The following is a 23,090-nucleotide window of genomic DNA, read 5'->3' as shown; positions in this document are numbered from 1 at the left end:
CGGGCCCCGGGAGTCGCCGCGGCGGAAGTCAGGTTAGGCTCACCTCTGTGAGTACGTGCTCAAGCGTCTCCCGGGACCTCGCCGAGCCCGTTTCGGGAACCGCGGCCACCGCGAGGACCTGGCTGTTGCTGGAACAGCCCGGTCCGTGGGGTGCCAAGGCGCTCACCTCGAGCCACCTGGACCCCGCCCTGGGCCGTGCCCTGGAGACGGCCGCCAAGGACACGGGCGTACGGATCGCGCTCATCCGCCGCCCCGGGCGCCACGCGGACCGCCACATGCCCGCGGCGCGCCGGGTGTACGCCGCGCACGTCGTCCCGGGCAACGTATGGCTGCACAGCGCCTCGACCGCGGACCCCGGGGAGCTGCTCGGCCTCGACTTCGCCGCACTCGGCCGGGGCGACCACCGCTCGTTCGACGCGCTGCTCGGCGGCCGGCCCCACGACGGTGACCCGCTCGCCCTCGTCTGCACCAACGGCAAGCGCGACCGCTGCTGCGCCCTCCTGGGCCGGCCTCTCGCGGCCGAGCTGGCGACCTCGGGGGCCGAAGGTGTCTGGGAGGTCACCCATCTGGGTGGTCACCGCTTCTCCCCCACGGTGCTCGTCCTGCCGTACGGCTACGCGTACGGCAGGGCCGAGGCCCATTCCCTCAAGGAGGTCCTGCACGGCGCCCGTGAGGGGCGGATCGTCGTGGAGGGGTGCCGGGGCAGCTCGGCCTGGGACCGGCCCGGTCAGGCTGCCGAGCTCGCCGTGCGCACCAGGGCCGGCGAGTACGACGCCCAGGCTCTGCGGGTCGTCCGGACGTCGGGCGCGGCCCCGCGCTGGGAGGTGACCGTCGCCCACGCCGACGGACGCTGCTGGCAGGTCGACGTGGCCCAGAACGCGGCCCTGCCGGCCCGCCCCGAGAGCTGCGGGGCGTCCGTCCTGGGTACCCCCGCACGCATGGACGTGGTGGCGGTGCGCGAGGTGAGGGTGACCACCTCACTGGCCAGCTGACCGTCCGGCCCGCCGCGGGCACACGTTGATGCCGCCTCCGTACACATTGATCTGGAGATCCACGCCACACCCGTCTAGGGCCGGCGGCCGGCCGCACGTACGGTCTTGGGTATGAGCCCCACTCCCCCCGCACGCCGCCTGCGCCTCGGCCTGCCCCGGCGGGTGTTCTCGCAGGTGCTGCTGATGCAGGTGGCGATCGCCGCGGGAGTCGCGGTCCTCGCGACCGGATTGTTCCTCGCTCCCCTCAGCAACCAGCTCGACGACCAGGCCATGCGCCGCGCGCTCGCCATCGCGCAGACGACCGCGCAGCTGCCGGATCTCGCGAAGGACCTGCGGGACACACCGCCCTCGCCGGACGGCCCGGTGCAGCGGGAGGCGGAGCGGATCCGAAAGGCCACCAAGGCCGAGTACATCGTGGTGATGGACTGGCGTGGCGTGCGCTGGTCGCACACGGATCCGCAGCAGATCGGCGGCATCGTCTCCACCGACCCCGGCCAGGCCCTGGCCGGCAGGGAGGTCATGGAGATCGACAGCGGCACCCTGGGCCGCTCCGCCCGGGGCAAGGTGCCGCTGCGCGACAGCGACGGCACCGTCATCGGCGCGGTCTCGGTCGGCATCGCCTACGACAGCGTCCGGGCCCGGCTGATCCACGCGATCCCGGGGCTGCTCGCCTACGCCGGCGGTGCCCTGGCCGTGGGCGCGCTGGCGGCCTGGCTCATCTCCCGGCGGGTCCACCGGCAGACCAGGGACCTTGCCTTCTCGGACATCGCGGCGCTGCTGTCGGAACGCGAGGCGATGCTGCACGGCATCCGTGAAGGGGTCGTCGCCCTGGACCGCACCGGCCGCATCCGTCTCCTGAACGACGAGGCACAGCGCCTGCTGGGCATCGGGGAAGCAGTGGTGGGCCGTTCACCCGACGAGGCGCTCGGCGCGGGCCGTACGGCCGATGTCCTGGCCGGGCGCGTCGCCGGCACGGATCTGCTCACCGTGCGCGGCCAGCGGGTGCTGGTCGCCAACCGCATGCCCACCGACGACGGCGGCGCCGTGGCCACCCTGCGTGACCGCACCGAGCTGGAGCAGCTGGGGCGCGAACTGGACTCCACCCGCGGTCTGATCGACGCCCTGCGCGCCCAGGATCACGAGCACGCCAACCGCATGCACACCCTTCTGGGGCTGCTCGAACTGGAGATGTACGACGACGCCGTCGAGTTCGTCGGCGAGGTCGTCGGTGACCACCGGGCCACGGCGGAGCAGGTCACCGAGCGGATCGAGGACCCGCTGCTCGCCGCTCTGCTGGTCGGCAAGGCGACCGTCGCGGCCGAGCGGGGCGTCGCCCTGGGGGTGTCGGACCGGACCCGGCTGCCCGACCGGCTGGTCGACCCGCAGGGGCTCGTCACCGTCGTGGGGAACCTGGTGGACAATGCCCTCGACGCCGTCGCCGGCACGCCGCACGCGCGCGTGGAGGTCGAACTGCGCGCCGAGGGCCGTACGGCGATCCTCAGAGTGCGCGACACGGGGCCGGGAATCCCACCGGAGCACCGGGAGTTGATCTTCACCACGGGATGGTCCACGAAGACGCCGCCCGCTCACCGCGAGCGGGGCATCGGACTCTCCCTGGTGCGCAGGCTGGCGGAGCGGCAGGGTGGCAGCGCTACGGTCGGCGAGGCGCACGGCGGTGGCGCGGAGTTCACCGTCGTCCTGCCCGAGGCGCTGGCCGGGCCGGGGCCCGCAGCGGCCGTATCGACCGTGCCGTCCGCACCGCAGACCGCCGAGGAGGGGTCGTGATGATCGAAGTCCTGGTCGTGGACGACGACATGAGAGTCGCGCGGGTCAACGCCGCCTACGTCGAGAAGGTGCCGGGCTTCCATGTCGCCGGAGAGGCCCACAACGCCGCGGAGGCGCTGCACCGGCTGGAGTTGCTGCCCCGACTGGACCTGGTGCTCCTGGACCACTACCTGCCGGACGCGACGGGGCTCGAAGTCGTCCAGGAGATGCGGCGGCGCGGCGACCAGACCGACGTGATCATGGTGACGGCCGCTCGGGACGTCTCCACCGTGCAGGCGGCCATGCGGCACGGCGCGCTGCAATACCTGGTCAAGCCGTTCGCCTTCGCCGGCCTGCGCGCCAAGCTGGAGGCCTACGCGGAACTGCGCCGCACCCTGGACGGCGGTGGAGAGGCGGAACAGGCCGAGGTGGACCGCATCTTCGGGGCCCTGTCGGCGTCGTCGGAACCCGACCTGCCCAAAGGCCACTCCCCCACCACCGCGGAGCTGGTCCGCCAGTCCCTGATGCACGCGGACGGGCCCCTGTCCGCCCAGGAGATCGCCGAGCGGACCGGAGTGAGCCGCCAGACCGCGCAGCGCTACCTGAAGCTCCTGGAACGCACGGGACGGGCCAGGCTGACCCTCAAGTACGGCGACGCGGGCCGCCCGGAACACCGCTACGTGTGGGCGACCCGCGGCTGAGGCGACAGCCCGCCGGCGTTTTCCACGCACCGGCGACGGCTTCGCCCCGGCCGTGGCAGCGACGGCACCGCCGCTACGCCGCTCCCGCACCCGTCAGCGACCGCACCTCTGTCTCCGCGTGCTTGACCTCGTCCGGTGCCTCCGCCGAGGTGACCGTGCCCAGCCAGCCCGCGAGGAACCCGAGGGGGATCGAGACCAGACCCGGGTTCTGCAGGGGGAAGTACTGGAGGTCGATGCCCGGGAACAGCGAGTCGGGGCTGCCCGAGACCACCGGGGAGAGCACCACGAGCACCACCGCCGGGACCAGACCGCCGTAGACCGCCCAGACGGCACCCCGTGTGGTGAAGCCGCGCCAGAACAGCGAGTAGAGCAGCACCGGCAGGTTCGCCGACGCGGCGACGGCGAATGCCAGGCCCACCAGGAACGCCACGTTGAGATCCCGCGCCAGCAGACCGAGCCCGATCGCCACCGCACCGACGCCGACGGCCGCGATACGGGCCACCGTCACCTCGCTGCGCGGCTTCCCGCCCCGGCGCCGCAGGGACGCGTACAGGTCGTGGGCCACGGACGCCGAGGACGCGAGCGTGATGCCGGCGACCACGGCGAGGATCGTGGCGAAGGCGACCGCGGCGACGATCGCGAAGAGGACCGTCCCGCCGGTGGACCCCGCACCACCGCCCAGATCGAGCGCCAGCAGCGGAACCGCCGTGTTCCCGGCCGCGTTCGAAGCGCGCACGGCGTCCGGCCCCAGGATGGCGGCCGCGCCGAACCCGAGCACGATCGTCATCAGGTAGAAGCCGCCGATGAGCCCGACGGCCCAGACGACCGAGCGGCGCGCGGCGCGGGCGGTGGGCACGGTGTAGAAGCGGGACAGGATGTGCGGCAGTCCTGCCGTGCCCAGCACCAGGGCCAGCCCCAGGCTGATGAAGTCGAAGCGGGCGGTCCAGTCCGCGCCGTACTTCAGTCCCGGCGCCAGGAACGCCGCGCCGTGCCCGCTGCGCTCGGCTGCCGTGAGCAGCAGCCGGTTCAGGTCGCCGTGGAAGCGCATCAGGACGAGCACCGTCAGTGCGATGGTGCCGCCGAGCAGCAGAACGGCCTTGACGATCTGGATCCACGTGGTCGCGCGCATCCCGCCCAGCGACACATAGATCACCATGAGCGCGCCCACACCGATGACGGTCCAGGCGCGGGCCGCGTCGCTCGTGCCCCCGAGCAGCAGCGCCACCAGGCTGCCCGCGCCGACCATCTGAGCCACCAGGTACAGAACGGACACCGTGACCGAGGAGGTTCCCGCCGCGATCCGGACCGGCCGTTCCCTCATCCGGGCCGCCACGACGTCGGCGAGCGTGAACCGGCCGCAGTTGCGGACCAGTTCGGCGACCAGGAACAGCACCACCAGCCACGCCACGAGGAAGCCCACGACATACAGCAGCCCGTCGTAGCCGAACAGTGCGATGAGCCCGGTCACTCCCAGGAAGGAGGCGGCCGACATGTAGTCGCCCGCGATGGCAAAACCATTCTCCATGGGGGAGAAGAGCCGCCCTCCCGCGTAGAACTCCTCCGCCGAGCCACGCCGGTTGCGGCTGACCCAGGTGGTGATCCCCAGCGTGACAGCGACGAACGCGCTGAAGAGCAGCAACGCGAGTGTCTGGTGTTCTTCCGTCACGACGCACCGCCGCTCATGCCACGCGTCAGTTCCTGTGTGTCCCACCGCAGTTCGAGGGCGGCCCGGTCCCTGCGCAGCCGCGCGTGCCGCGCGTAGGCCCACGTGAGGAGGAAGGTGGACAGGAACTGCCCGAGCCCCGCCACCATTGCCACGTTCACCGCTCCCGCCACGGGCCGGGCCATCAGCTCCGGTGCCGTCGTGGCGGTCACGACGTAGCCCACGTACCAGGCGAAGAACGTCACGGACGCCGGCACCACGAACTTCCGGTACCGCCGCCGCACCTCTTGAAAGGCCGCACTGCGCTGCACTTCCAGGTACACGTCGGCCGCCCCGGCCCCCGTGTCGCCCTCCGTCCGTGCCGACGGAACCGTCGGTTGAGTGTGCGCCCCGTCGTCGGACGACTCGCCCCAGCCGGAGGCGAGGGCGTCGTACCAGGGATCGTCGTACCTGAGCTGTCCGGCCTCCTCGGCCGGGACCGGGTCATGAACGTCGAGAGGCTCGACCCGGCTCTCCTGGTCGGCCCCGCCGCCACGGGGACGGCCCTTGCTTGGCTGCATGCCCAAGGATGGACAGAACGGGAAGATCCCCGACTCTTCTTCCCTCCACACTTCACCCCATCAGGTGACTGACCCGCTGGTGGCCGCACGAGTCCCTTTCCGTAGGCGTAACGCACCGCCTGCGCGCGCAACGAGGCGCCGGGGCGGAGGGTTTCGCCGGTTCCGGGATCGGCGCCTGAGTGGATCACGGGTGGATCCCCGACCGTGTGTCTCTCCACCCGGGAGTGGAGAGACGTCCCGGCACGGCCGGGGCGGTACCCGGGCGACGCGGGAAGGCGCTACCGCTGCCGACCGGGGGCGTGACCCCGGCCGTGCCCGGCAGCAGCCCGGTGCTCCGGCTACGCGTCGATCCTCGACCGGTCCAGCGTCGCCGCCGAGTTGGAGATGAACTCCTTGCGCGGCGCCACGTCGTTGCCCATGAGCAGATCGAAGACCTGCTCGGCGGCCTCCAGGTCGGAGAGGTTGATCCGGCGCAGGGTGCGGTGGCGCGGGTCCATCGTCGTCTCGGCCAGCTGGTCGGCGTCCATCTCGCCGAGGCCCTTGTAGCGCTGGATCGAGTCCTTGTAGCGGATGCCCTTGCTCTGGAACTCCATGAGCGTGTCGCGCAGTTCGCGGTCCGAGTACGTGTAGACGTACTTGTCCTGCCCCTTCTTCGGTTGGACGATCTCGATGCGGTGCAGCGGCGGCACCGCCGCGAAGACCCGGCCGGCCTCGACCATGGGCCGCATGTAGCGGTGGAACAGCGTCAGCAGCAGGGTGCGGATGTGCGAACCGTCGACATCGGCGTCGGTCATCATGATGATCTTGCCGTAGCGGGCGGTGTCGATGTCGAAGGTCCGGCCCGATCCGGCTCCTATGACCTGGATGATCGCGCCGCACTCCGCGTTCTTCAGCATGTCCGTGACGGACGACTTCTGGACGTTGAGGATCTTGCCCCGGATCGGCAGCAGTGCCTGGAACTCGGAGTTCCGGGCGAGCTTCGCCGTGCCGAGCGCGGAGTCTCCCTCGACGATGAACAGCTCGCTGCGGTCGACGTCGTCGCTGCGGCAGTCGGCCAGCTTGGCGGGCAGCGAGGAGGACTCCAGGGCCGTCTTGCGGCGCTGCGCGTCCTTGTGCTGCCGGGCGGCGATACGCGTGCGCGCCGCGGCCACGGCCTTCTCCAGCACGACCCGGGCCTGCTGAGCGGCGTCCCGCTTGGTGGACGTCAGGAACGCCTTGAGTTCCTTCGTGACCACGTTGTTCACGATGCGGCGGGCCGCCGAGGTGCCGAGGACCTCCTTGGTCTGGCCTTCGAACTGCGGCTCGGCGAGACGCACGGTGACGACCGCGGTCAGGCCCTCCAGGGCGTCGTCCTTGACGATGTCGTCCTCGGCGACGCGCAGGAGCTTCTTGGCGCGCAGCACCTCGTTCATCGTCTTGGCCACGGCCTGCTCGAAGCCCGCGACGTGGGTGCCGCCCTTGGGCGTGGCGATGATGTTGACGAAGGACCGGAGGGTCGTGTCGTAGCCCGTCCCCCAGCGCAGTGCGACGTCGACGCCGAGCTCACGGGTGACCTCGGTGGGCGTCATCTGGCCGTGGTCGTCCAGGACGGGGACGGTCTCCTTGAAGACGCCCTGCCCGGAGAAGCGGAGGACGTCGCAGACCGGCTTGTCGTTCGCCAGGTACTCGCAGAACTCGCTGATTCCGCCGTCGAAGCGGAAGGACTCCTCGCCCTTGCTGCCACCCTCGCCGAGCCCGTACTCGTCGCGCACGACGATGGTCAGGCCGGGCACCAGGAAGGCGGTCTGGCGGGCACGCTGGTGCAGCGTCTCCAGGTTGAGCTTGGCGTCCTTGAGGAAGATCTGGCGATCGGCCCAGTACCGCACGCGCGTGCCGGTGCGGGTCTTCGGGATCTTCTTGGCCTTGCGCAGACCGCTCCTGGCCTCGAACTTCGCCTCGGAGCCGTTCCCGGCGAAGGCGCCGGGGACACCGCGCCGGAAGCTGATGGCGTGGGTGTGCCCACCGCGGTCCACCTCGACGTCCAGCCGGGCGGACAGGGCGTTCACCACGGAGGCGCCGACGCCGTGCAGACCGCCGGAGGCGGCGTAGGAGCCGCCGCCGAACTTGCCGCCGGCGTGCAGCTTGGTCATGACGACCTCGACACCGGAGAGGCCGGTCTTGGGCTCGACGTCGATCGGGATGCCCCGGCCGTTGTCCCGGACCTCGACGGAGCCGTCGTCCTGGAGGATCACCTCGATGTGGTCGCAGTACCCGCCCAGGGCCTCGTCGACGGAGTTGTCGATGATCTCCCAGACGCAGTGCATCAAGCCACGGCTGTCGGTCGACCCGATGTACATACCCGGGCGCTTGCGCACGGCCTCGAGCCCCTCGAGGACGAGCAGGTGCCGCGCGGTGTAGTTGGAACCGTCCCGGTCGGCTCCTGCCAGCAGAGCTGTGGACGGCACGGACGTCTCGGCGGTCACGCGGTTCGCTCCTCGCTGAATTTCAGATGGGGCCCTCGTGGGTAAGGGCGCGGCTTCGGTCACCGGTGAGAGGGTACCGAGGCCTGGTAGAGCCGTTGTAACGCCACCCTCGTCGGAAACTCAGACTAGTCCACACTCGCATGCGTGTTCGATCCCTCGATGGAGTGAAGTACACATCACGTTCCCTTCCAGGCATGAACCATTTAGGCTCCGGGCACGTCCTCATGAACAACCGGCAACCCAGCCGGGAGGACCGACCACCGATACAACGCGAAGCCCCGTAAGACACATAGACACGCAATACGGCACATTCGCCGCCAACCGGCAGCAGACAGCCGCCTCGCAAGATTCTTTCGAGGAAAAGCCACGAGCGGGAACGTTTTGGGGCTGGTTGGATGTTGACCCTGGTACGACAGCTCGTCGAGCTAGAGAAGAGGCGACGTGACTACTGTTCTGACCCCCGCGAGCCCGCTGACGGCCGCTGATCGCTGCGACCGCTGCGGCGCCCAGGCGTACCTGCGCGTGGTCCTGCTCAGCGGCGGAGAACTGCTCTTCTGCGCCCACCACGGCCGCAAGTTCGAGCCGGAACTCAAGAAGATCGCCGCTGAGATACAGGACGAGACGGAGCGGCTCACGTCCGTTCCCGCGAACGCCGCCGAAGAAGAGCGCTGACACCTCGCGTCCGACGACGAGCCAGCCCGGCACAGGCCGGTGAACGGGCGGCTGCTTCTGGTCACCAGAGGCAGCCGCCCGTCCTCGTCCCCCGGGCCGGTCCGAAGTCCGCCGGACGCCTCACACACCTTCCGAGGCTGGTGTCCAGCCAAGTGTCCGCATGAGGTGGGACACCCGCATGTACACACCGGGGTTGCCGGCCCGGCCACAGCCGATCCCCCAGGACACGAGCCCGATCAGCCGCCCCTGGGCCACCAGCGGCCCTCCGCTGTCGCCCTGGCAGGCGTCCCGGCCCCCCTCGGCCTCCCCGGCGCACAGCATGCTCGTGGCGTCGTAGGTGCCGTCCATGCCGCCCGGATACGCCTCCTCGCACAGCGCGTCGGCAAGCACGCGCACGCGTGCCGCCCGCAGACCGTCCGGGTACTCCCCGGTGCCCGAGGTGTCGCCCCACCCGTACACCATCGCGGTCTCACCGGCCGTGTACGCGGGGTCACCGTCGGCCGCCATGCCGATGACCGACTCGCCCTGGAGCGGTTCGGCCAGGGTGAGCACGGCGAAGTCCCCGGCGTTGCTGACCCCGTCGTAGTCCGGGTTCACCCATGTACGGCTCACGGCGACCTCCTGGCCCCCGCCTGCCGCCAGCAGGTCTGTGCGTCCGGCTATGACCTTCAGGTCCCGTACGCGCTCCGGTGGCCCGCCGAGGACGTCCTCGTCGAGGCAGTGGGCCGCGGTGAGCACGGTGGTACGGCCGACCACCGCTCCTCCGCAGAACTGCCCCGCGCGCGTACCCCCGAACCGGTCACGACTGGACAGGGCCACCGTCCACGGGCTCTGGGACGCCTCGACGGGAAAGCCACCTATGACCCCGCTGTCGGCGGCCACAGGGGCGCTGAAGCCCATGGACAGCGCAGGCACCGCGGCCGCCAGGGCCAGCGGCAGAACCAGAGCTCGAGCCAGTCGACGACGCATAGACACTCCTCACTCCGTGGTGTCGGTGGGACACCCAGAGTGATCCACCCAGCGGAACCCCGCACCCGCGCCGGCCCAGCACAGCGAAGACCCGGCCCCCTTCCGGGAACCGGGCCTTCCGTGTCGTACGGCCTCGCTCAGTCGAGGTAGTCGCGCAGCACCTGCGAGCGGGACGGGTGGCGCAGCTTCGACATGGTCTTGGACTCGATCTGGCGGATCCGCTCACGCGTGACGCCGTAGACCTTGCCGATCTCGTCGAGGGTCTTCGGCTGACCGTCGGTGAGACCGAAGCGCATCGAGACGACGCCCGCCTCGCGCTCGGACAGGGTGTCGAGCACGGAGTGCAGCTGCTCCTGCAGGAGCGTGAAGCTGACCGCGTCGGCCGGGACGACCGCCTCGGAGTCCTCGATGAGGTCACCGAACTCGCTGTCGCCGTCCTCGCCCAGCGGGGTGTGCAGCGAGATGGGCTCACGGCCGTACTTCTGGACCTCGATGACCTTCTCGGGGGTCATGTCGAGCTCCTTGGCCAGCTCCTCCGGGGTGGGCTCGCGGCCCAGGTCCTGGAGCATCTGGCGCTGCACGCGCGCGAGCTTGTTGATGACCTCGACCATGTGCACCGGGATACGGATGGTGCGGGCCTGGTCGGCCATGGCGCGGGTGATCGCCTGACGGATCCACCAGGTGGCGTACGTGGAGAACTTGTAGCCCTTGGTGTAGTCGAACTTCTCGACCGCGCGGATCAGACCGAGGTTGCCCTCCTGGATGAGGTCCAGGAAGAGCATGCCGCGGCCGGTGTAGCGCTTGGCCAGGGAGACCACCAGACGGAGGTTGGCCTCCAGGAGGTGGTTCTTGGCGCGGCGGCCGTCCTCGGCGATGATCTCCAGCTCGCGCTTGAGCTTCGGGGCCAGCTTGTCGGCGTTGGACAGCTTGTCCTCGGCGAACAGGCCCGCCTCGATGCGCTTGGCGAGCTCGACCTCCTGCTCGGCGTTGAGCAGGGGGACCTTGCCGATCTGCTTGAGGTAGTCCTTGACCGGGTCGGCGGTGGCACCGGCGGCCGCGACCTGCTGGGCGGGCGCGTCGTCCTCGTCCTCGTCGGAGAGCACGAAGCCAGCGTTCTCGGTGGTGCCCTCGGGCTCCTCACCGGCCTTGCCGGGCGCTGCCTCCTCGAGCACCTCCTCCTCGAGGATCTCGGCGTCGTCCTTCTTGGCGCCGGTCTTCTTGGCCGCCGTCTTCTTGGCGACGGTCTTCTTCGTGGCCGCCTTCTTGGCGGTGGTCTTCTTGGCAGCCGCCTTCTTGGCCGGTGCCTCCTCCTCGACAGCGGGCTCGGCGGCGGGCGCCGCCGGCGTGGCGGTGGCGGTGGCCTTCCGGGTGGTCACCGCCTTGGCCGCGACCGTCTTGGTGGCGGTGCGCTTGGCGGGACTCTTCGCTGCGACGCTCTTTCGGGTGCGCTTGGGCTCTGCGGCACTGACCATCAGCGTCACACCCTCTTCCTCGAGGATCTGGTTGAGGCTGCGCAGTACGTTCTTCCACTGAGTGGCCGGAATCTGGTCAGCTTCGAAGGCCCGACGCACGTCATCGCCGGCGATCTGCCCCTCAGCCTTTCCCCGCTCAATGAGCGCCATGACAGAGACGGACTCGGCGATCTCCGGCGGGAGCGTACGGGATGTGCTGGCCGACACGAACAACCTCTCGGAACGTTGGAAAACGGCTTCCGGCCCCGTCCACAGTGGACAGGAGCCGACCGCCGGCTTGGGGATGGGCCGACGGCGCGGGCGGGGGCCGGGAAAGATGCACAGCGCCGTGAACGGCGTCCGTATTCCCTCCGCGGCTGTCACCTCTTAGGTCATCGCGTTCTTCCCGCGAGCGTTACGCCCAATCTGCGTGGCCCGAGTCACACCCCGTAAGCGAACGAAAACGGTCAGACGCTGACAGAAGAGGTCACATGCGGTACCGACGCGGCCACCCCGCCAGGACTCGCCCCCTTCGCGCCGTCGGACCCCGCAGGATCACTGGGATCCCGCGAGGTCCGACGGGAGGCGGATCACCGATCAGGCGCTGCCACAGGAGGGGGGTGGCACACCCGGCCGCGCCGCCCGCGGAACTCGGTCAGTGCTCGCGCGGGGCGGGCACGACCCGTTCCACCTCGGGATGGACCGTGAGGAGTTGGCGCATGGCCGCCTCGGCCGCCGCCCCGTCGCCGGTGGCGAGGGCGTCGCAGATCCGGCCGTGGTGCGCCAGGGATGCCTCGTTCGGCCGGTCACAGCCCGTGACCGGGCCGCCCGAGACCTGAAGGGCCGCGGACACGATCCCGGAGAGGTGCTCCAGCATGCGGTTGCCCGCGACCTGGATGAGCAGCGAGTGGAACTCCGAGTCGGCGCGGGAGAAGGTGAGCGCATCACCCTGGGCCATCGCGTGCCCCATGATCTCGACCATGTCCGCAAGGCGCTGCTGGACGTCTTCGCGCCCGTGCCCGGCCGCGAGGCGGGCGGCGAGCGGCTCGATCGTCCACCGCAGCTCGCTCAGCTCGCGGCGCTGGTCGTCGCGCTGCGGCCCGAAGGCCCGCCACTCGATGATGTCCGGGTCGAGGAGGTTCCAGTCGCTGACGGGGCGCACGCGCGTGCCGACGTTCGGGCGGGCGCTCACCAGGCCCTTGGCCTCCAGGACGCGGAGCGACTCGCGGACGACGGTGCGCGAGACCTCGAAGCGCTGGCCGATCTCCTCGGGCACGAGCGGGCGGTCGGCACCCAGGTCGCCGGAGACGATCATCTGACCGAGTTGCTGAACGAGTTGGCCGTGCAGCCCGCGTCCGCGGCTGCCCGCGGCGCGCCGGCCCACACGGCCCAGCTCGGGGTCCCCGCCGTCCCAGGCAGGGATCCCGACACGGTCGACGGCGGGCGCCTCGGCGTACGGGTAGCGGTCGAGTTCGCCCGGGCTCGCGAGGCCGGAGTCAGCGGAGCGGGCGGCGGTCATCATGGTGTGCGCAAGGGTACTCACGCATCCTTTGTCGGCCTCGTCTCCAACTCCCTTGAGGTCTTTGGTGAAAAGCACACGAAAGGGTGATCGCTCACCCCGTCGCAATTGACGCCTTATCGGAAAGAAATGGGCGTTCTGCGGGGAGTTGTGGGCATGGCCGGACCAAGGGTTACGGACAGTCGTCACCGCAAGCGGCTGCGCAGGCCGGTCAGCAGATACGCGCAGAGCAGCGCTGCCAGCGACAACGTCAGTGCCCCGCCCACGGGTTGGGAGATCACCGTGAGTGCGGCTTCCAGGTAGCGCTCTCCCCCGAAGGGCCATCGCGGCAGGAGAGCCTCTCGCAGCCGCATGGGCAGTCCGGCCGCGGTTCGCACGGACGGTCCGTTCACGAGCTGGTGCACGACGGGTACGACGAGGATGGGAACGGCGGCGACGGCGGCGAGTCCGGCGGTGGTGGACCGGAAGACACCGGCGGCGAGCACGCCGGCCCAGGCGCAGCCGACCACGAGTCCGATCCAACTCGCACTCATGGGGAGCCAGTCGGCGGGAACCCGGGCGAGCTCCCGTCCGTAGACGAGATAGAGCACTTCGGCGTCGCAGCCGACGGTCAGAACGGCCAGCACCAGCGCGATGACCGAGGAGACGAGCAGTTTGGCGGCCAGCAGCCCCAGCCGGCGGGGCACGGTGCCGCGGTCGGCCGCCAGGGCGGGATGGCGGAATTCGTCGCCGAAGGCCAGCGCACCGAGCAGTCCCGCGCCGAGCGCCGCGGGCGGCAGGGGGAGCTCCCGCGGCCATCCGGCCAGCAGGCGCGGCTGAGGCGTGTGGCCGATGCGGGCGAGCAGGACGGCGGTCACCGCGGACACGACGAGAACGACGGCCCCGGTCAGGAACCCCGTGCCGATCCCGGCGGCACGGCGGATCTCGTAGCGGAGGGGGCGGAGGGGGCTCGGGGCGGGGCGGACGGAGATGGGGGGTGGCAAGGGGGGCAGCGCGTCGAGCGGGCGAACTGGGCGGGTGCCGGTGGGGAGCAGCGTGCGGGGCGGGGAGGGCGCGGTCTCCGACAGAGGTCCGTTGATCGACTGGCGGATCGAGGGGGCGTCCAGGAGTTCTGGCGGCTCGGCGGCGGCAGGGTGGGGGTGCCCGGAGGGAGGCGACGACTCGTCCGTGCCCGGTTCCGGCGCGGCGGTGCCGGGGCGCGGCTCCAGCGCGGGTTGCGGCTCGGTGGACCCGACCGCAGGGTCTGCGGAGGAGACCGACGGCTCTGCGGCTTGCCCGGGAGCGGTCTGCTCTGCCGCACCTTGTTCTCGGGCACCCTGCTCCGGCGCACCCTGCTGTAGTGCGCCCTGCGGTAGTCCGCGCTGCTCTGGTGCGCGCTGCTCTGGTGCGCGCTGCTCTGGTGCGCGCTGCTCCGGCGCACCTTGCTCTAGTGCGCCCGGCAAAGATCCCGGCTCAAGTGGGAACCGCGACCCGGTCGTAAGGGCCGTGGGATCGGTCACGAACGGTCTCGACGGGTCGAGAGACGTCGCTGCTGCCGGCCCCGGCGCACGGCCCTCCCGGTGCGTTCCGGTGACGAGCCCCGATGCGGCGCGACTGCGGGCACTCGGCCCACTGGTCCGAGGGGAGCCGGCCCCGGGCCCCATGTCTCCGATCTCGTCCGCGAGTTGGTGAACCACGATGCCGTGGCGGAAGGCGATCTCGCCGATGTCCGCGCAGGTACCGCCGTACACCGAGAGACGGTTGCCGCCCTCGCGGACGACCTCGACCGAACGCCGCGAGGTGCGGGCCTGCTTGGCCAGGAGAGCTGCCAGACGGGCCGCGTGCGGGCTGCGTACGGCGACCCGGGGCCGGAGGCGGGTGCGCGAGAACTCCGCGACGTCCTGGTCGGCCACGAGCCTGCCCCGCTCGAGGGTGACGACGTGATCGGCGGTGCGCGCGGCCTCCTTGGGGTCGGCCGTGGTGAAAAGGACCGTGCCGCCCTGGGCGGCGTGGGCGCGCAGCATGTCGTGCAGCCAGGTGCTCTCGCGAGTGGACAGGCCTCCGGCCGGATCGTCGAGGACGAGGGTGTGCGGGTCGGCCAGGAGGACGCAGGCCAGGCCCAGACGGCGGTCCATGCCGCGGGAGAGAGTGCCGAGGCGTTCGTCGCGCAGGCTCACGAGTCCGACCGTCTCGAGAACTTCATCGGCCCGCCGGCCCGGTACCCCGGCGGCGGCGCACAGCATGCGCAGATGGCCGCGGACCGTGCGGGCGGGGTGCCCCGGCACCTCCCCGAGCAGCACGCCCACCTCGCGCGATGGATGAGCGATGCGGTGCAGGGGGCGGCCCCGGAAATGGGTGATGCCGCGCCCCTGTTGCAGTTCGAGCATGAGTCGGAGAACCGTCGTCTTGCCGGCACCCGGCGCTCCGAGCAGCGCGGTGGTGCGGCCCGCGCGCGCCTCGAAGGAGACGTCGTCGGCTGCGGGCGGAAGCTCCTTGCGGGGGTTGCTGGTCAGTCCGAAGGCCTGGATCACCCGCAGCAAGATAGCGCGCTATGTCCGGTTTTTCGGGCACCGCAAGCCTGCCTCAGGCATGACCCTCACCATGACCGGGCTGCGGACGGGTCGAGTTCCGGGCCGGCTCCGCACGCGCCCGGCCCGCCGCTCACACCTCGGGGCGCAGCATCGGGGGGTTGAGCAGCGTCGCGCCCCCGGCTCGGAAGAGCTGGGCCGGGCGTCCGCCCTGGCGGGTGGTCGTCCCACCAGTGGGAACGAGGAATCCGGGTGTGCCCGTGACCTTGCGGTGGAAGTTGCGCGGGTCGAGCGCCACGCCCCACACCGCCTCGTAGACACGGCGCAGTTCCCCGACGGTGAACTCGGGCGGGCAGAAGGCGGTGGCCAGCGACGAGTACTCGATCTTGGAGCGGGCTCGCTCCACTCCGTCCGCGAGGATCAGAGCGTGGTCGAAGGCGAGCGGCGCGACCGGCTCGGTGTCACGCCCGTAGCCGCCCTGCTGCAACAGTTCCTCGACCGGGGCCCACCGCGCGTTGCTGGCGTCCCCGCCCGCTCTGGGCGCGGGCAGGTCGGGGGCGAGCGCGAGATGCGCGACGCTGACGACCCGCATCCGGGGGTCCCGCTTGGGATCTCCGTAGGTGGCGAGCTGCTCCAGATGTGCACCGTTGTCCTGCGCCGGGACGGACGGGTCGTGGACGCGCAGTCCCGTCTCCTCGGCCAGCTCGCGCTCTGCGGCCTGCGCCAGGTCCTCATCGGCCCGTACGAAACCGCCGGGCAGCGCCCAACGCCCCTGGAACGGCGGTTCGCCCCTCCGTACCGCCAGCGCACACAGCGCATGGCGGCGCACGGTCAGCACGACCAGGTCCACAGTGACGGCGAAGGGAGGAAACGCTGACGGGTCGTAGGGCATGCGGCGATCATAGTCGTCTGCCTGACGATAAACACTCCCTTCGCCGGTCCCGTCGCTGACTGATCCGCTTGGGTCCGGCAGGGACCGCACCGCCTGCCCTACGGCCCTCGAATGCCACGTCGTCGCACGTCACACCCCCAGTTGCAGTTGATCGGCCGCCTCCTCGACCATGGCGAGCCCCAGTCGGCTGACCCGGACGGAGAACGGGGCGCCCGCCACGCGCAGTCCCGTGAAGCCGATCTCCCCGAGGGGCGCACTGCGCACGGGACGCAGGGTGACCGTCCCGGCCGGGGCATCGGGGCGGATACCGACGAGGGTGGTCAGCAGCAGGACTCCGGCAGCCGCCGCTGTGGCTGCCGGGCGGCACGCTGCCGGATGCGGGAGCGGAGCACCACCTTCCGTGCGCTGCTCACCCGCGTACATCTCGGGCAGCCGGTAGGAGAAGGTCTCGGCAGCCACGAGGACGCCGCGCAGGAGTGAGCTCGCTTCCTTCTCGTAGCCGGCCGCGGCCAGTCCCGCTACGGCGATTGCCGTCTCCTGGATCCGTACGGCTCCCGCGCGGTGGCCGAACGGATTGAATCCCGGTTCCCTCGCGCCCAGTCCGCGCAAGCCCCACCCCGAGTCCATGACCGGGCTGCCGAGCAACCGGGCGAGGTGCTCGGTCCGGACCTTGTCGAGCAGCCCTGGTGCCGGCTCGCCCCCGCCCAGCAGACCGGTGTCGAGGAGGTGCACGGCGGCCGCGCCCAAGTGGGGCATCAGGCTGCCGTCCGGTCTGCGGGCTGCCGCGGGCCGGCCGCCCCCGCGGTCCTCGACCCAGAAGTCCTCCCGGAACGCGGTCCGCAGGGTTTCGGCCCACTGCCGGAGTGCCGTTCCCCCTTCCCTGCCGCAGGCGTCGAGGAGGTCCGCGCCGAGCACCGCGGAACGGTGGGCGTGGGCCTGTGTCTCGCAGCGGACGGACCCGCCTTCGCTCGCGTCGCGCAGGTACGGGCCGTCGCCCACGGCGGCCCGCAGCCAGGCCAGGCAGCGTTCGGCGGAGGGCAGCAACTCTTCCGTCTCCTGGTCGGGGAGGCCCCAGCGGCGGGCCTCGGCGAGCAGGGCGGGGAAGAGCAGCGTGGCCTCTGTTCCTGTGCACTGCGGCTGTAGGTGCGGTCCGGCGTCCCGTCGGGGGCCTGGGATCATTCCGGACTGTGCTCCGGGGCCGGGGAGTTGGGTCCGGGCGAGGATCCTCAGCGTTCCCGCGGCGAGGCCGGTGCCGAGCGGCAGGGCCATCCGGGCGGCGACGAGCGCGTCAGCGGGCGCCAGGCCGCAGCGCCAGGGCGCTCCGGCCGCGAGGTGGGTGTCGGCGGGGTTCGCCGAGTCACGCAGGAGGAGGGCCTGGAGGTCCTCGATGCTCGTCCGCAGGAGGGCGGGGACTCTCAGGTCGTCGCCCTCCGCGTGCGCAGCGGCCAGCGGGCTGGTCGCCGCTCGTCCCACGGCTCGGAGGGGCCCTGCGCCGTCCGGCCGCACCCGCAGTTCCACGGTTCTGCTGCCGCCGGGCGGCAGGTCGAGCTCCCACCGCAGCAGCCCGGTCGAGGCCAGGGCGTCCGCGGGGGGCGGTTCGGCGGTGACGGACGCGTTGCCGGTCGGGCAGGACCAGCGCAGGCCGGAGCCGTGGACACTGGCGGGGAGTGCGGGCCCTGCCCTCCCGGAGACGATCGCCCCGAGATCGGCGAGGTCCGTGCCCAGGACGATCTCGACCGGCAGTCGCAGGGGGCGGGAAGCCGCACTGTGCAGGGTGATCCGCTCCGTGCCGTCCGCGAAGCGGTTGCGTTCCACGATCACGTCCGGGTCCGGGCCGGCCTGGGGTGATGTGCGGAGAGTGCCCACGAATCTGGCGCGGTCGGCCGAGGCCATCCGCGCCTGTACCGCGAGGGGTTCTCGTCCGGCGACGCGGATCTCGCACCGGGAGAGCACGCGCCGGCCGGCCCGGTAGAACCCCTCCAGGCCGCGGCCGGTCAACTGCCCTGACTCGGTCGAGATGGCGAGGCCGGGAAGGGCGACACAGATCATCGCGGTGTGGGCGGCGGGCAGGTCGGCCGACCAGCGCAGTCCGGGGATCGTGGCTCCCCGGGGCGGGGCCGCGGACGAGAGCCTTCCGGGTGAGGGAGTCCGTCCCTGGGCGAAAGGCGGTGGGACTGAGCCATGTCCAGTCCCCGCACCCGGGCGCCGGTTCTGGCCCGCCCACCGGGGAGACGATCGGCCCGGGCCCGGCGACGAGGGCGGGCGCGAGTCGGGTCCGGTGGGTGCGGAGGGATATGACGTGCTGCCGGGGAACCGAGGCCCGTATCCGTCGAGACGGGTCGCCGGCCGCGGAGGCACGACCTGGTCCCCCGCCCGCGGCGCCCCGGCCCCCGGCGGGCCGAGATCCGGCCCGAGCGGTGGTGGCGGGCCGCCCTGGGGGCGGCGGTCGTCGGCGGCGGAGGGCGGAGTCGGCTGTTGCATGGGGTGGCTTCCTCTGCGCTCGGTGCGCCTCGCTCGGTTCGGCGCCGGTGCCGGAGGGGTCCGGCGGGGCAGGGGCGGTGCGGCGTCATGGCCCGTCCGGCCGTTCCGCCACTCAGGTGAACGCCGGGACCGTCCTCCGAGTCACGCCCCGGCCCCGGCCCCAAGCACCTCGAACGCTCCCGGCGAGAGCTCACTTCTCGTCCTCGCCGTGGACGGGCCGTGGACCTTCCTGGCCCGTGTCACGGCCTCGCAGGGCTGCCTTCTTCGACGTACGCGCACGCGTGCCGCTGGTCCGCACGCCTCCCGGTCGCGCGGTACCCGCCCTGGTCGCACGGCCGGGGTGAGGACCGGTTTCGGTGCCACCGGCGGGGTGTGTTGTGCCCGAGGACGGACGCCTCCGGGGAGCCCGGGCGCCCGTGTCACGGTCATCCACGCCGGCGCTGTCCGAGACTGAGCCGTTGGTATCGGCGGGGAGAGAGCGGCGACGACGGCGCGACGGCATCGCTGCCGGTGAGGTCTCGTCGTGGGGCTCTACATCGCGTGCCACGGTCGTCTCGCGTTCGTCGGACTCGTCACCGTCCGCGCCTGTCGCCAAGAGATCGGCCACCGCGGATCCACGGCCTTTCCGCTCCGCTCGCAGGCAGCTGCGGATCGACTCCGGGTCGAGACCTTCGTTGCAGGCCTGGTGCAGAAGCCGGGCGAAGAGATAGTCGGGATCGGCGCCCAGGGCCATGGCGAGGGCTTCGCGGGCCTCCAGCTCATCGCCGGTGGACCAGGCGACCCACCCGGCGAGGGTGAGCGGTGCAGCGGCGTGCTCCCCGTAGGGTCCGACGCAGCGCCGAGCCAGTGCCCGCCAGAGGCGGAGGGCGTGTCCGGCTTCGTCGCCCTCCATCCACTCGGCCGCGCGGTCGCGGGTCGCCCGGTCCTGGAGGCCGAGGATCAGCCGGGCGGCCTCGTCGGGACCGAGCAGTTCGTCGTCGCGGAGATCCTCCAGGAGCATGCCGGTCACGGGCGGTGCCTCGGCGAATCGGCGCAGAGCCCTCCGGGCCAGTTCCAGCGTCTCGTCGGCCACCGCGGCACGGCCCGTGTCGTCGAGGATTTTCGGCACCAGCGCCATGCTGGCGGTGTCCAGGGCGGCCTCCTGCTCAAGGGCCGCGGCGTTCTCCCAGGGCAGCAGCCGGGCCCGGAGCTCCCGCAGTGTGCCGCGCACCTGGATTCCGGCGTAGGTGGCCGCAGCGGCCAGCACGGACGTGCCGGGCAGGCCCATGGCGGCTCCCTCGGGGGAGCAGCACGTCGCGTTGTCACAGCAGTACGACCAGTACCGGCCCTCCGAGATGCACAACGCCTCGACCACCACCACGTCGAGGGAACCGCACTCGACGCGCAGCCTCTGGGCCAGTGGCCTCAGCCGCTCCATCACCTGCCGGCCGGTCTGGCCCTTCTCCGGTTCCTGGCACAGGAAGGCCACCATCGACTCGGGCCGTGCCCCTCGGCGCTCGCTGCCCGTCACCAGGCCGTGGGACAGTTGCCGTGCTGCGGAGGGCCAGTCGTCGGCGTTCGCGGGGATACCGAGACGGGCCCGGCCTCCGAACCGCCCGCGTCCGTCGCTGTCGTGCAGAGCGACCAGGACGATGCTGTCCTCGGGGCGGTATCCGAGCAGGTACGGCAGAGCGTCGGCCAGTTCGGCCGGGGTGCGCAAGGTGACCTGGTGCTCGCTCCCGTGACTGTCGTACGCGGGGCTGGAGGCGTGCGGCCGGGACGCGTCGCTCGCCTTCCCCTCCTGTTCACCGTTCTGCCGCCCGCCCGGCCCTTCGGGCCCGGTGATGTCGCCGTTCTCGGGGGATCCGGTCGTTTCGCTGTGGTTCGTCATGCGAAGACGATCTCGCGGAACGCAAACCTCCGCTTGACCCTGTGGATAAGTTCGATCAGGAACACGTCATCCCAGGCCGGCGCATCCACAGCTCTCGGTGCGCCGCCACGGATGTCAGTGCAGTCCTGTTGTATGGAACGCATGGAGCACACGAGCAACGCGGAACTCCGGGCGGCGGCCGACACGGTCCTGGCCCGTCTCGTCGGAGACGTCTCGGGGGAAGCCCGGCTGCGCGAGGACCAGTGGCGTGCGATCGAGGCGCTGGTCGCCGACAGACGCCGGGCCCTGGTCATCCAGCGCACGGGCTGGGGCAAGTCCGCGGTCTACTTCGTGGCGACCTCGCTGCTGCGGGCCCGGGGCAGCGGCCCGACCGTGATCGTGTCCCCGCTGCTCGCGCTCATGCGGAACCAGGTCGAGGCGGCGGCTCGGGCCGGTATCCACGCCCGGACCATCAACTCCTCCAACACCGAGGAGTGGGAAGCCGTTCAGGGCGAGATCACCGCGGGCGAGGTGGACGTCCTGCTGGTGAGTCCCGAACGGCTCAACAACCCGGACTTCCGGGACCAGGTCCTCCCCCGGCTCGCGGCAGCCACCGGTCTGCTGGTGGTGGACGAGGCGCATTGCATCTCGGACTGGGGCCACGACTTCCGGCCGGACTACCGCCGGCTGCGCACCATGCTCGCCGATCTCCCACCGGGCGTTCCGGTGCTCGCGACCACCGCCACGGCCAACGCGCGCGTGACGGCCGACGTCGCGGAACAACTCGGCACCGGCGGCAGCTCGGACGCCCTCGTGCTCCGGGGGCCGCTGGACCGGGACAGCCTGAGCCTGAGTGTCCTGCGGCTGCCGGATGCCGCGCACCGTATGGCCTGGCTGGCCGGGCACCTCGACGAACTGCCGGGGTCCGGAATCATCTACACCCTCACCGTGGCCGCCGCCGAGGAGGTCACCGCCTTCCTGCGACAGCGGGGGCACACGGTCGCGTCGTACACGGGCAAGACGGAGAACGCCGACCGCCAGCAGGCCGAGGAGGACCTGCTCGGCAACAAGGTGAAGGCGCTGGTCGCCACGTCAGCGCTCGGCATGGGCTTCGACAAACCCGACCTGGGCTTCGTGGTGCACATGGGTTCGCCCTCCTCCCCCATCGCCTACTACCAGCAGGTGGGCCGCGCGGGACGAGGCGTGAAGCACGCCGAGGTGCTCCTGCTCCCGGGCCAGGAGGACGAGGCGATCTGGAAGTACTTCGCCTCGCTCGCCTTCCCCTCGGAAGACCTGGTGCGCCGCACGCTCGACATCCTGGCGCACGCCGGGAAGCCCCTGTCCCTGCCCGCCCTGGAACCCCTGGTGGAGCTGCGCCGCTCCCGCCTGGAGACCATGCTCAAGGTCCTCGACGTCGACGGGGCGGTCAAGCGCGTCAAGGGCGGCTGGATGGCGACCGGGCAGCCGTGGACGTACGACGCCGAGCGATACGCGTGGGTGGCTCGTCAGCGCGACACCGAGCAGCAGGCCATGCGCGCGTACGCGTCGACAACCGACTGCCGTATGGAGTTCCTTCAGCGCCAGCTGGACGACGAGGCCGCCAGACCGTGCGGTCGTTGCGACAACTGCGCCGGTCCGCGCTTCACCGCCGACACGTCCGAGGAGGCGCTCGACGCCGCGCGCGTGGACCTCGGCCGGGCAGGTGTCGAAGTGGAGCCCCGACGCATGTGGCCCACCGGATTGCCGGCGATCGGTGTGGACCTCAAGGGCCGCATCCCGGCCGGCGAACAGGCCGCGTCCGGACGCGCGCTGGGACGGCTGTCGGACATCGGGTGGGGGAACCGGCTGCGGCCCATGCTCGCGCCCCAGGCTCCCGACGGGCCCGTGCCCGACGACGTGGCGAAGGCCGTGGTGGACGTACTGGCCGCCTGGGCCCGGGGCCCAGGCGGCTGGGCCCCCGGCGCCCCGGAGGCCGGGCCTCGCCCCGCAGGCGTCGTCACCGTCGCCTCACGCACGCGACCGCAGCTGATCGGCTCGCTCGGGGCGCGCATCGCCGAGATCGGACGGCTGCCGCTGCTGGGCGCCGTCGAGTACACCGGCGACGCGCACTCGGGCTCCCGGAGCAACAGCGCCCAGCGGCTGAAGGCACTGGACGGTGCCCTGGCCGTGCCGCCCGCCCTCGCCGCCGCTCTTGCCGAGGCACCGGGCCCGGTCCTCCTCGTGGACGACTACACGGAGACCGGCTGGACCCTCGCAGTCGCGGCGCGCATGCTCCGACGCTCCGGCGCGCAGGGGGTGTTGCCCCTGGTGCTGGCCGTGCAGGGCTGACGGCGACACCGGGCCGGGGCGGCTGCCCGGCGCACGCCTCTGGACGCCGCCCACCCCGATGACGTACGAACGTGTCGTGCTCGAACGCCCCATGGGTGGTCCGTCGACACAGACGGTGGGGATATTAGCGGCGCATCATCTGATAACGGTCGGCTGCCTCAATTGCTCGTTGCCGCATTCAAGTTCGACAGGAAGAATTGAGGTCTGCTCCCGCACGGCTCGCCGGCCGCTCCGGTAGGGCCTCGCTGCGGTGCGCGCTCCCAGGAATCCGACCCCGCCC

15 protein-coding genes are annotated in these 23,090 nt (G+C 71.6%); 5 read left to right on the top strand and 10 right to left on the bottom strand.

All coding sequences use genetic code 11. From position 1 onward, the window contains the following. The first annotated feature begins 47 nt into the window (after positions 1-47). The 3 genes from AB0E85_RS16035 to AB0E85_RS16025 all read left to right on the top strand — a co-directional run bounded on the left by AB0E85_RS16035 (position 48) and on the right by AB0E85_RS16025 (position 3,457). A complete protein-coding gene (locus tag AB0E85_RS16035; protein WP_361926894.1) occupies positions 48-992 on the top strand; it encodes a sucrase ferredoxin in 945 nt (314 codons plus the stop codon). Positions 993-1,103: 111 nt separating this feature from the next. Then, positions 1,104-2,777: a sensor histidine kinase gene (locus AB0E85_RS16030; protein WP_361926891.1), complete on the top strand. Its 1,674-nt coding sequence runs from the start codon at positions 1,104-1,106 to the stop codon at positions 2,775-2,777. Beyond that, a complete protein-coding gene (locus AB0E85_RS16025; RefSeq protein WP_361927060.1) occupies positions 2,777-3,457 on the top strand; it encodes a response regulator in 681 nt (226 codons plus the stop codon). Before AB0E85_RS16030 ends, AB0E85_RS16025 begins: the two co-directional genes overlap by 1 nt. Before the next feature lie 73 nt (positions 3,458-3,530). Here the strand turns inward: AB0E85_RS16025 and AB0E85_RS16020 are convergent, their stop codons facing one another. The 3 genes from AB0E85_RS16020 to AB0E85_RS16010 form a co-directional block, all read right to left on the bottom strand. Beyond that, on the bottom strand, positions 3,531-5,123 hold the full coding sequence (locus tag AB0E85_RS16020; protein WP_361926888.1) for a cation acetate symporter: 1,593 nt from the start codon (positions 5,121-5,123) through the stop codon (positions 3,531-3,533). Next, positions 5,120-5,680, bottom strand: a complete 561-nt coding sequence (locus tag AB0E85_RS16015; protein ID WP_361926885.1) for a DUF485 domain-containing protein — start codon at positions 5,678-5,680, stop codon at positions 5,120-5,122. Before AB0E85_RS16015 ends, AB0E85_RS16020 begins: the two co-directional genes overlap by 4 nt. A 338-nt stretch (positions 5,681-6,018) precedes the next feature. Further along, positions 6,019-8,142, bottom strand: a complete 2,124-nt coding sequence (locus AB0E85_RS16010; RefSeq protein WP_361926883.1) for a DNA topoisomerase IV subunit B — start codon at positions 8,140-8,142, stop codon at positions 6,019-6,021. 441 nt (positions 8,143-8,583) lie between these two features. Here AB0E85_RS16010 and AB0E85_RS16005 point away from each other — a divergent pair, with 441 nt between their 5' ends. Further along, complete coding sequence (locus AB0E85_RS16005; protein ID WP_053671005.1) at positions 8,584-8,814, top strand: hypothetical protein; 231 nt, start codon at positions 8,584-8,586, stop codon at positions 8,812-8,814. Between the two features lie 120 nt (positions 8,815-8,934). Here AB0E85_RS16005 and AB0E85_RS16000 read toward each other — a convergent pair whose 3' ends face one another. The 7 genes from AB0E85_RS16000 to AB0E85_RS15970 all read right to left on the bottom strand — a co-directional run bounded on the left by AB0E85_RS16000 (position 8,935) and on the right by AB0E85_RS15970 (position 20,503). Next, on the bottom strand, positions 8,935-9,783 hold the full coding sequence (locus AB0E85_RS16000) for a serine protease (protein ID WP_361926879.1): 849 nt from the start codon (positions 9,781-9,783) through the stop codon (positions 8,935-8,937). Between the two features lie 137 nt (positions 9,784-9,920). After that, complete coding sequence (locus AB0E85_RS15995; protein WP_361926876.1) at positions 9,921-11,462, bottom strand: RNA polymerase sigma factor; 1,542 nt, start codon at positions 11,460-11,462, stop codon at positions 9,921-9,923. A gap of 427 nt (positions 11,463-11,889) precedes the next feature. Continuing rightward, a complete protein-coding gene (locus AB0E85_RS15990) occupies positions 11,890-12,777 on the bottom strand; it encodes a FadR/GntR family transcriptional regulator (RefSeq protein ID WP_361926874.1) in 888 nt (295 codons plus the stop codon). Positions 12,778-12,938: 161 nt separating this feature from the next. Continuing rightward, positions 12,939-15,263 carry an ATP-binding cassette domain-containing protein gene (locus AB0E85_RS15985; RefSeq protein ID WP_361926872.1) on the bottom strand — a complete coding sequence of 775 codons (2,325 nt, stop codon included), beginning with the start codon at positions 15,261-15,263 and terminating at the stop codon, positions 12,939-12,941. Between the two features lie 130 nt (positions 15,264-15,393). After that, on the bottom strand, positions 15,394-16,152 hold the full coding sequence (locus tag AB0E85_RS15980; RefSeq protein ID WP_361926869.1) for an NUDIX hydrolase: 759 nt from the start codon (positions 16,150-16,152) through the stop codon (positions 15,394-15,396). Positions 16,153-16,281: 129 nt separating this feature from the next. After that, positions 16,282-18,201 (bottom strand): glycogen debranching N-terminal domain-containing protein, encoded by a 1,920-nt coding sequence (locus AB0E85_RS15975; protein ID WP_361926867.1) that lies wholly within the window; start codon positions 18,199-18,201, stop codon positions 16,282-16,284. A 622-nt stretch (positions 18,202-18,823) separates the two neighbouring features. After that, positions 18,824-20,503 (bottom strand): DUF4192 domain-containing protein, encoded by a 1,680-nt coding sequence (locus AB0E85_RS15970; protein ID WP_361926865.1) that lies wholly within the window; start codon positions 20,501-20,503, stop codon positions 18,824-18,826. Positions 20,504-20,644: 141 nt separating this feature from the next. Between AB0E85_RS15970 and AB0E85_RS15965 the strand changes: the two genes are divergently transcribed. Continuing rightward, positions 20,645-22,810 (top strand): RecQ family ATP-dependent DNA helicase, encoded by a 2,166-nt coding sequence (locus AB0E85_RS15965; protein WP_361926862.1) that lies wholly within the window; start codon positions 20,645-20,647, stop codon positions 22,808-22,810. The last annotated feature ends 280 nt before the right edge of the window (positions 22,811-23,090 follow it).

Source organism: Streptomyces sp. NPDC029044, assembly GCF_040637495.1.
Taxonomy (GTDB): Bacteria; Actinomycetota; Actinomycetes; order Streptomycetales; family Streptomycetaceae; genus Streptomyces.
The sequence above is the reverse complement of the archived record's forward strand: the minus strand, read 5'-3'. Positions and strand labels throughout refer to the sequence as shown.

Bases quoted from the DNA above. Each gene is read 5' to 3' on its own strand.
- AB0E85_RS16030 (WP_361926891.1), top strand. From the start codon at position 1,104: ATGAGCCCCACTCCCCCCGCACGCCGCCTGCGCCTCGGCCTGCCCCGG.
- AB0E85_RS16025 (WP_361927060.1), top strand. From the start codon at position 2,777: ATGATCGAAGTCCTGGTCGTGGACGACGACATGAGAGTCGCGCGGGTC.
- AB0E85_RS16015 (WP_361926885.1), bottom strand. From the start codon at position 5,680: ATGCAGCCAAGCAAGGGCCGTCCCCGTGGCGGCGGGGCCGACCAGGAG.
- AB0E85_RS16000 (WP_361926879.1), bottom strand. From the start codon at position 9,783: ATGCGTCGTCGACTGGCTCGAGCTCTGGTTCTGCCGCTGGCCCTGGCG.
- AB0E85_RS15980 (WP_361926869.1), bottom strand. From the start codon at position 16,152: ATGCCCTACGACCCGTCAGCGTTTCCTCCCTTCGCCGTCACTGTGGAC.
- AB0E85_RS15975 (WP_361926867.1), bottom strand. From the start codon at position 18,201: ATGATCTGTGTCGCCCTTCCCGGCCTCGCCATCTCGACCGAGTCAGGG.
- AB0E85_RS15970 (WP_361926865.1), bottom strand. From the start codon at position 20,503: ATGACGAACCACAGCGAAACGACCGGATCCCCCGAGAACGGCGACATC.
- AB0E85_RS15965 (WP_361926862.1), top strand. From the start codon at position 20,645: ATGGAGCACACGAGCAACGCGGAACTCCGGGCGGCGGCCGACACGGTC.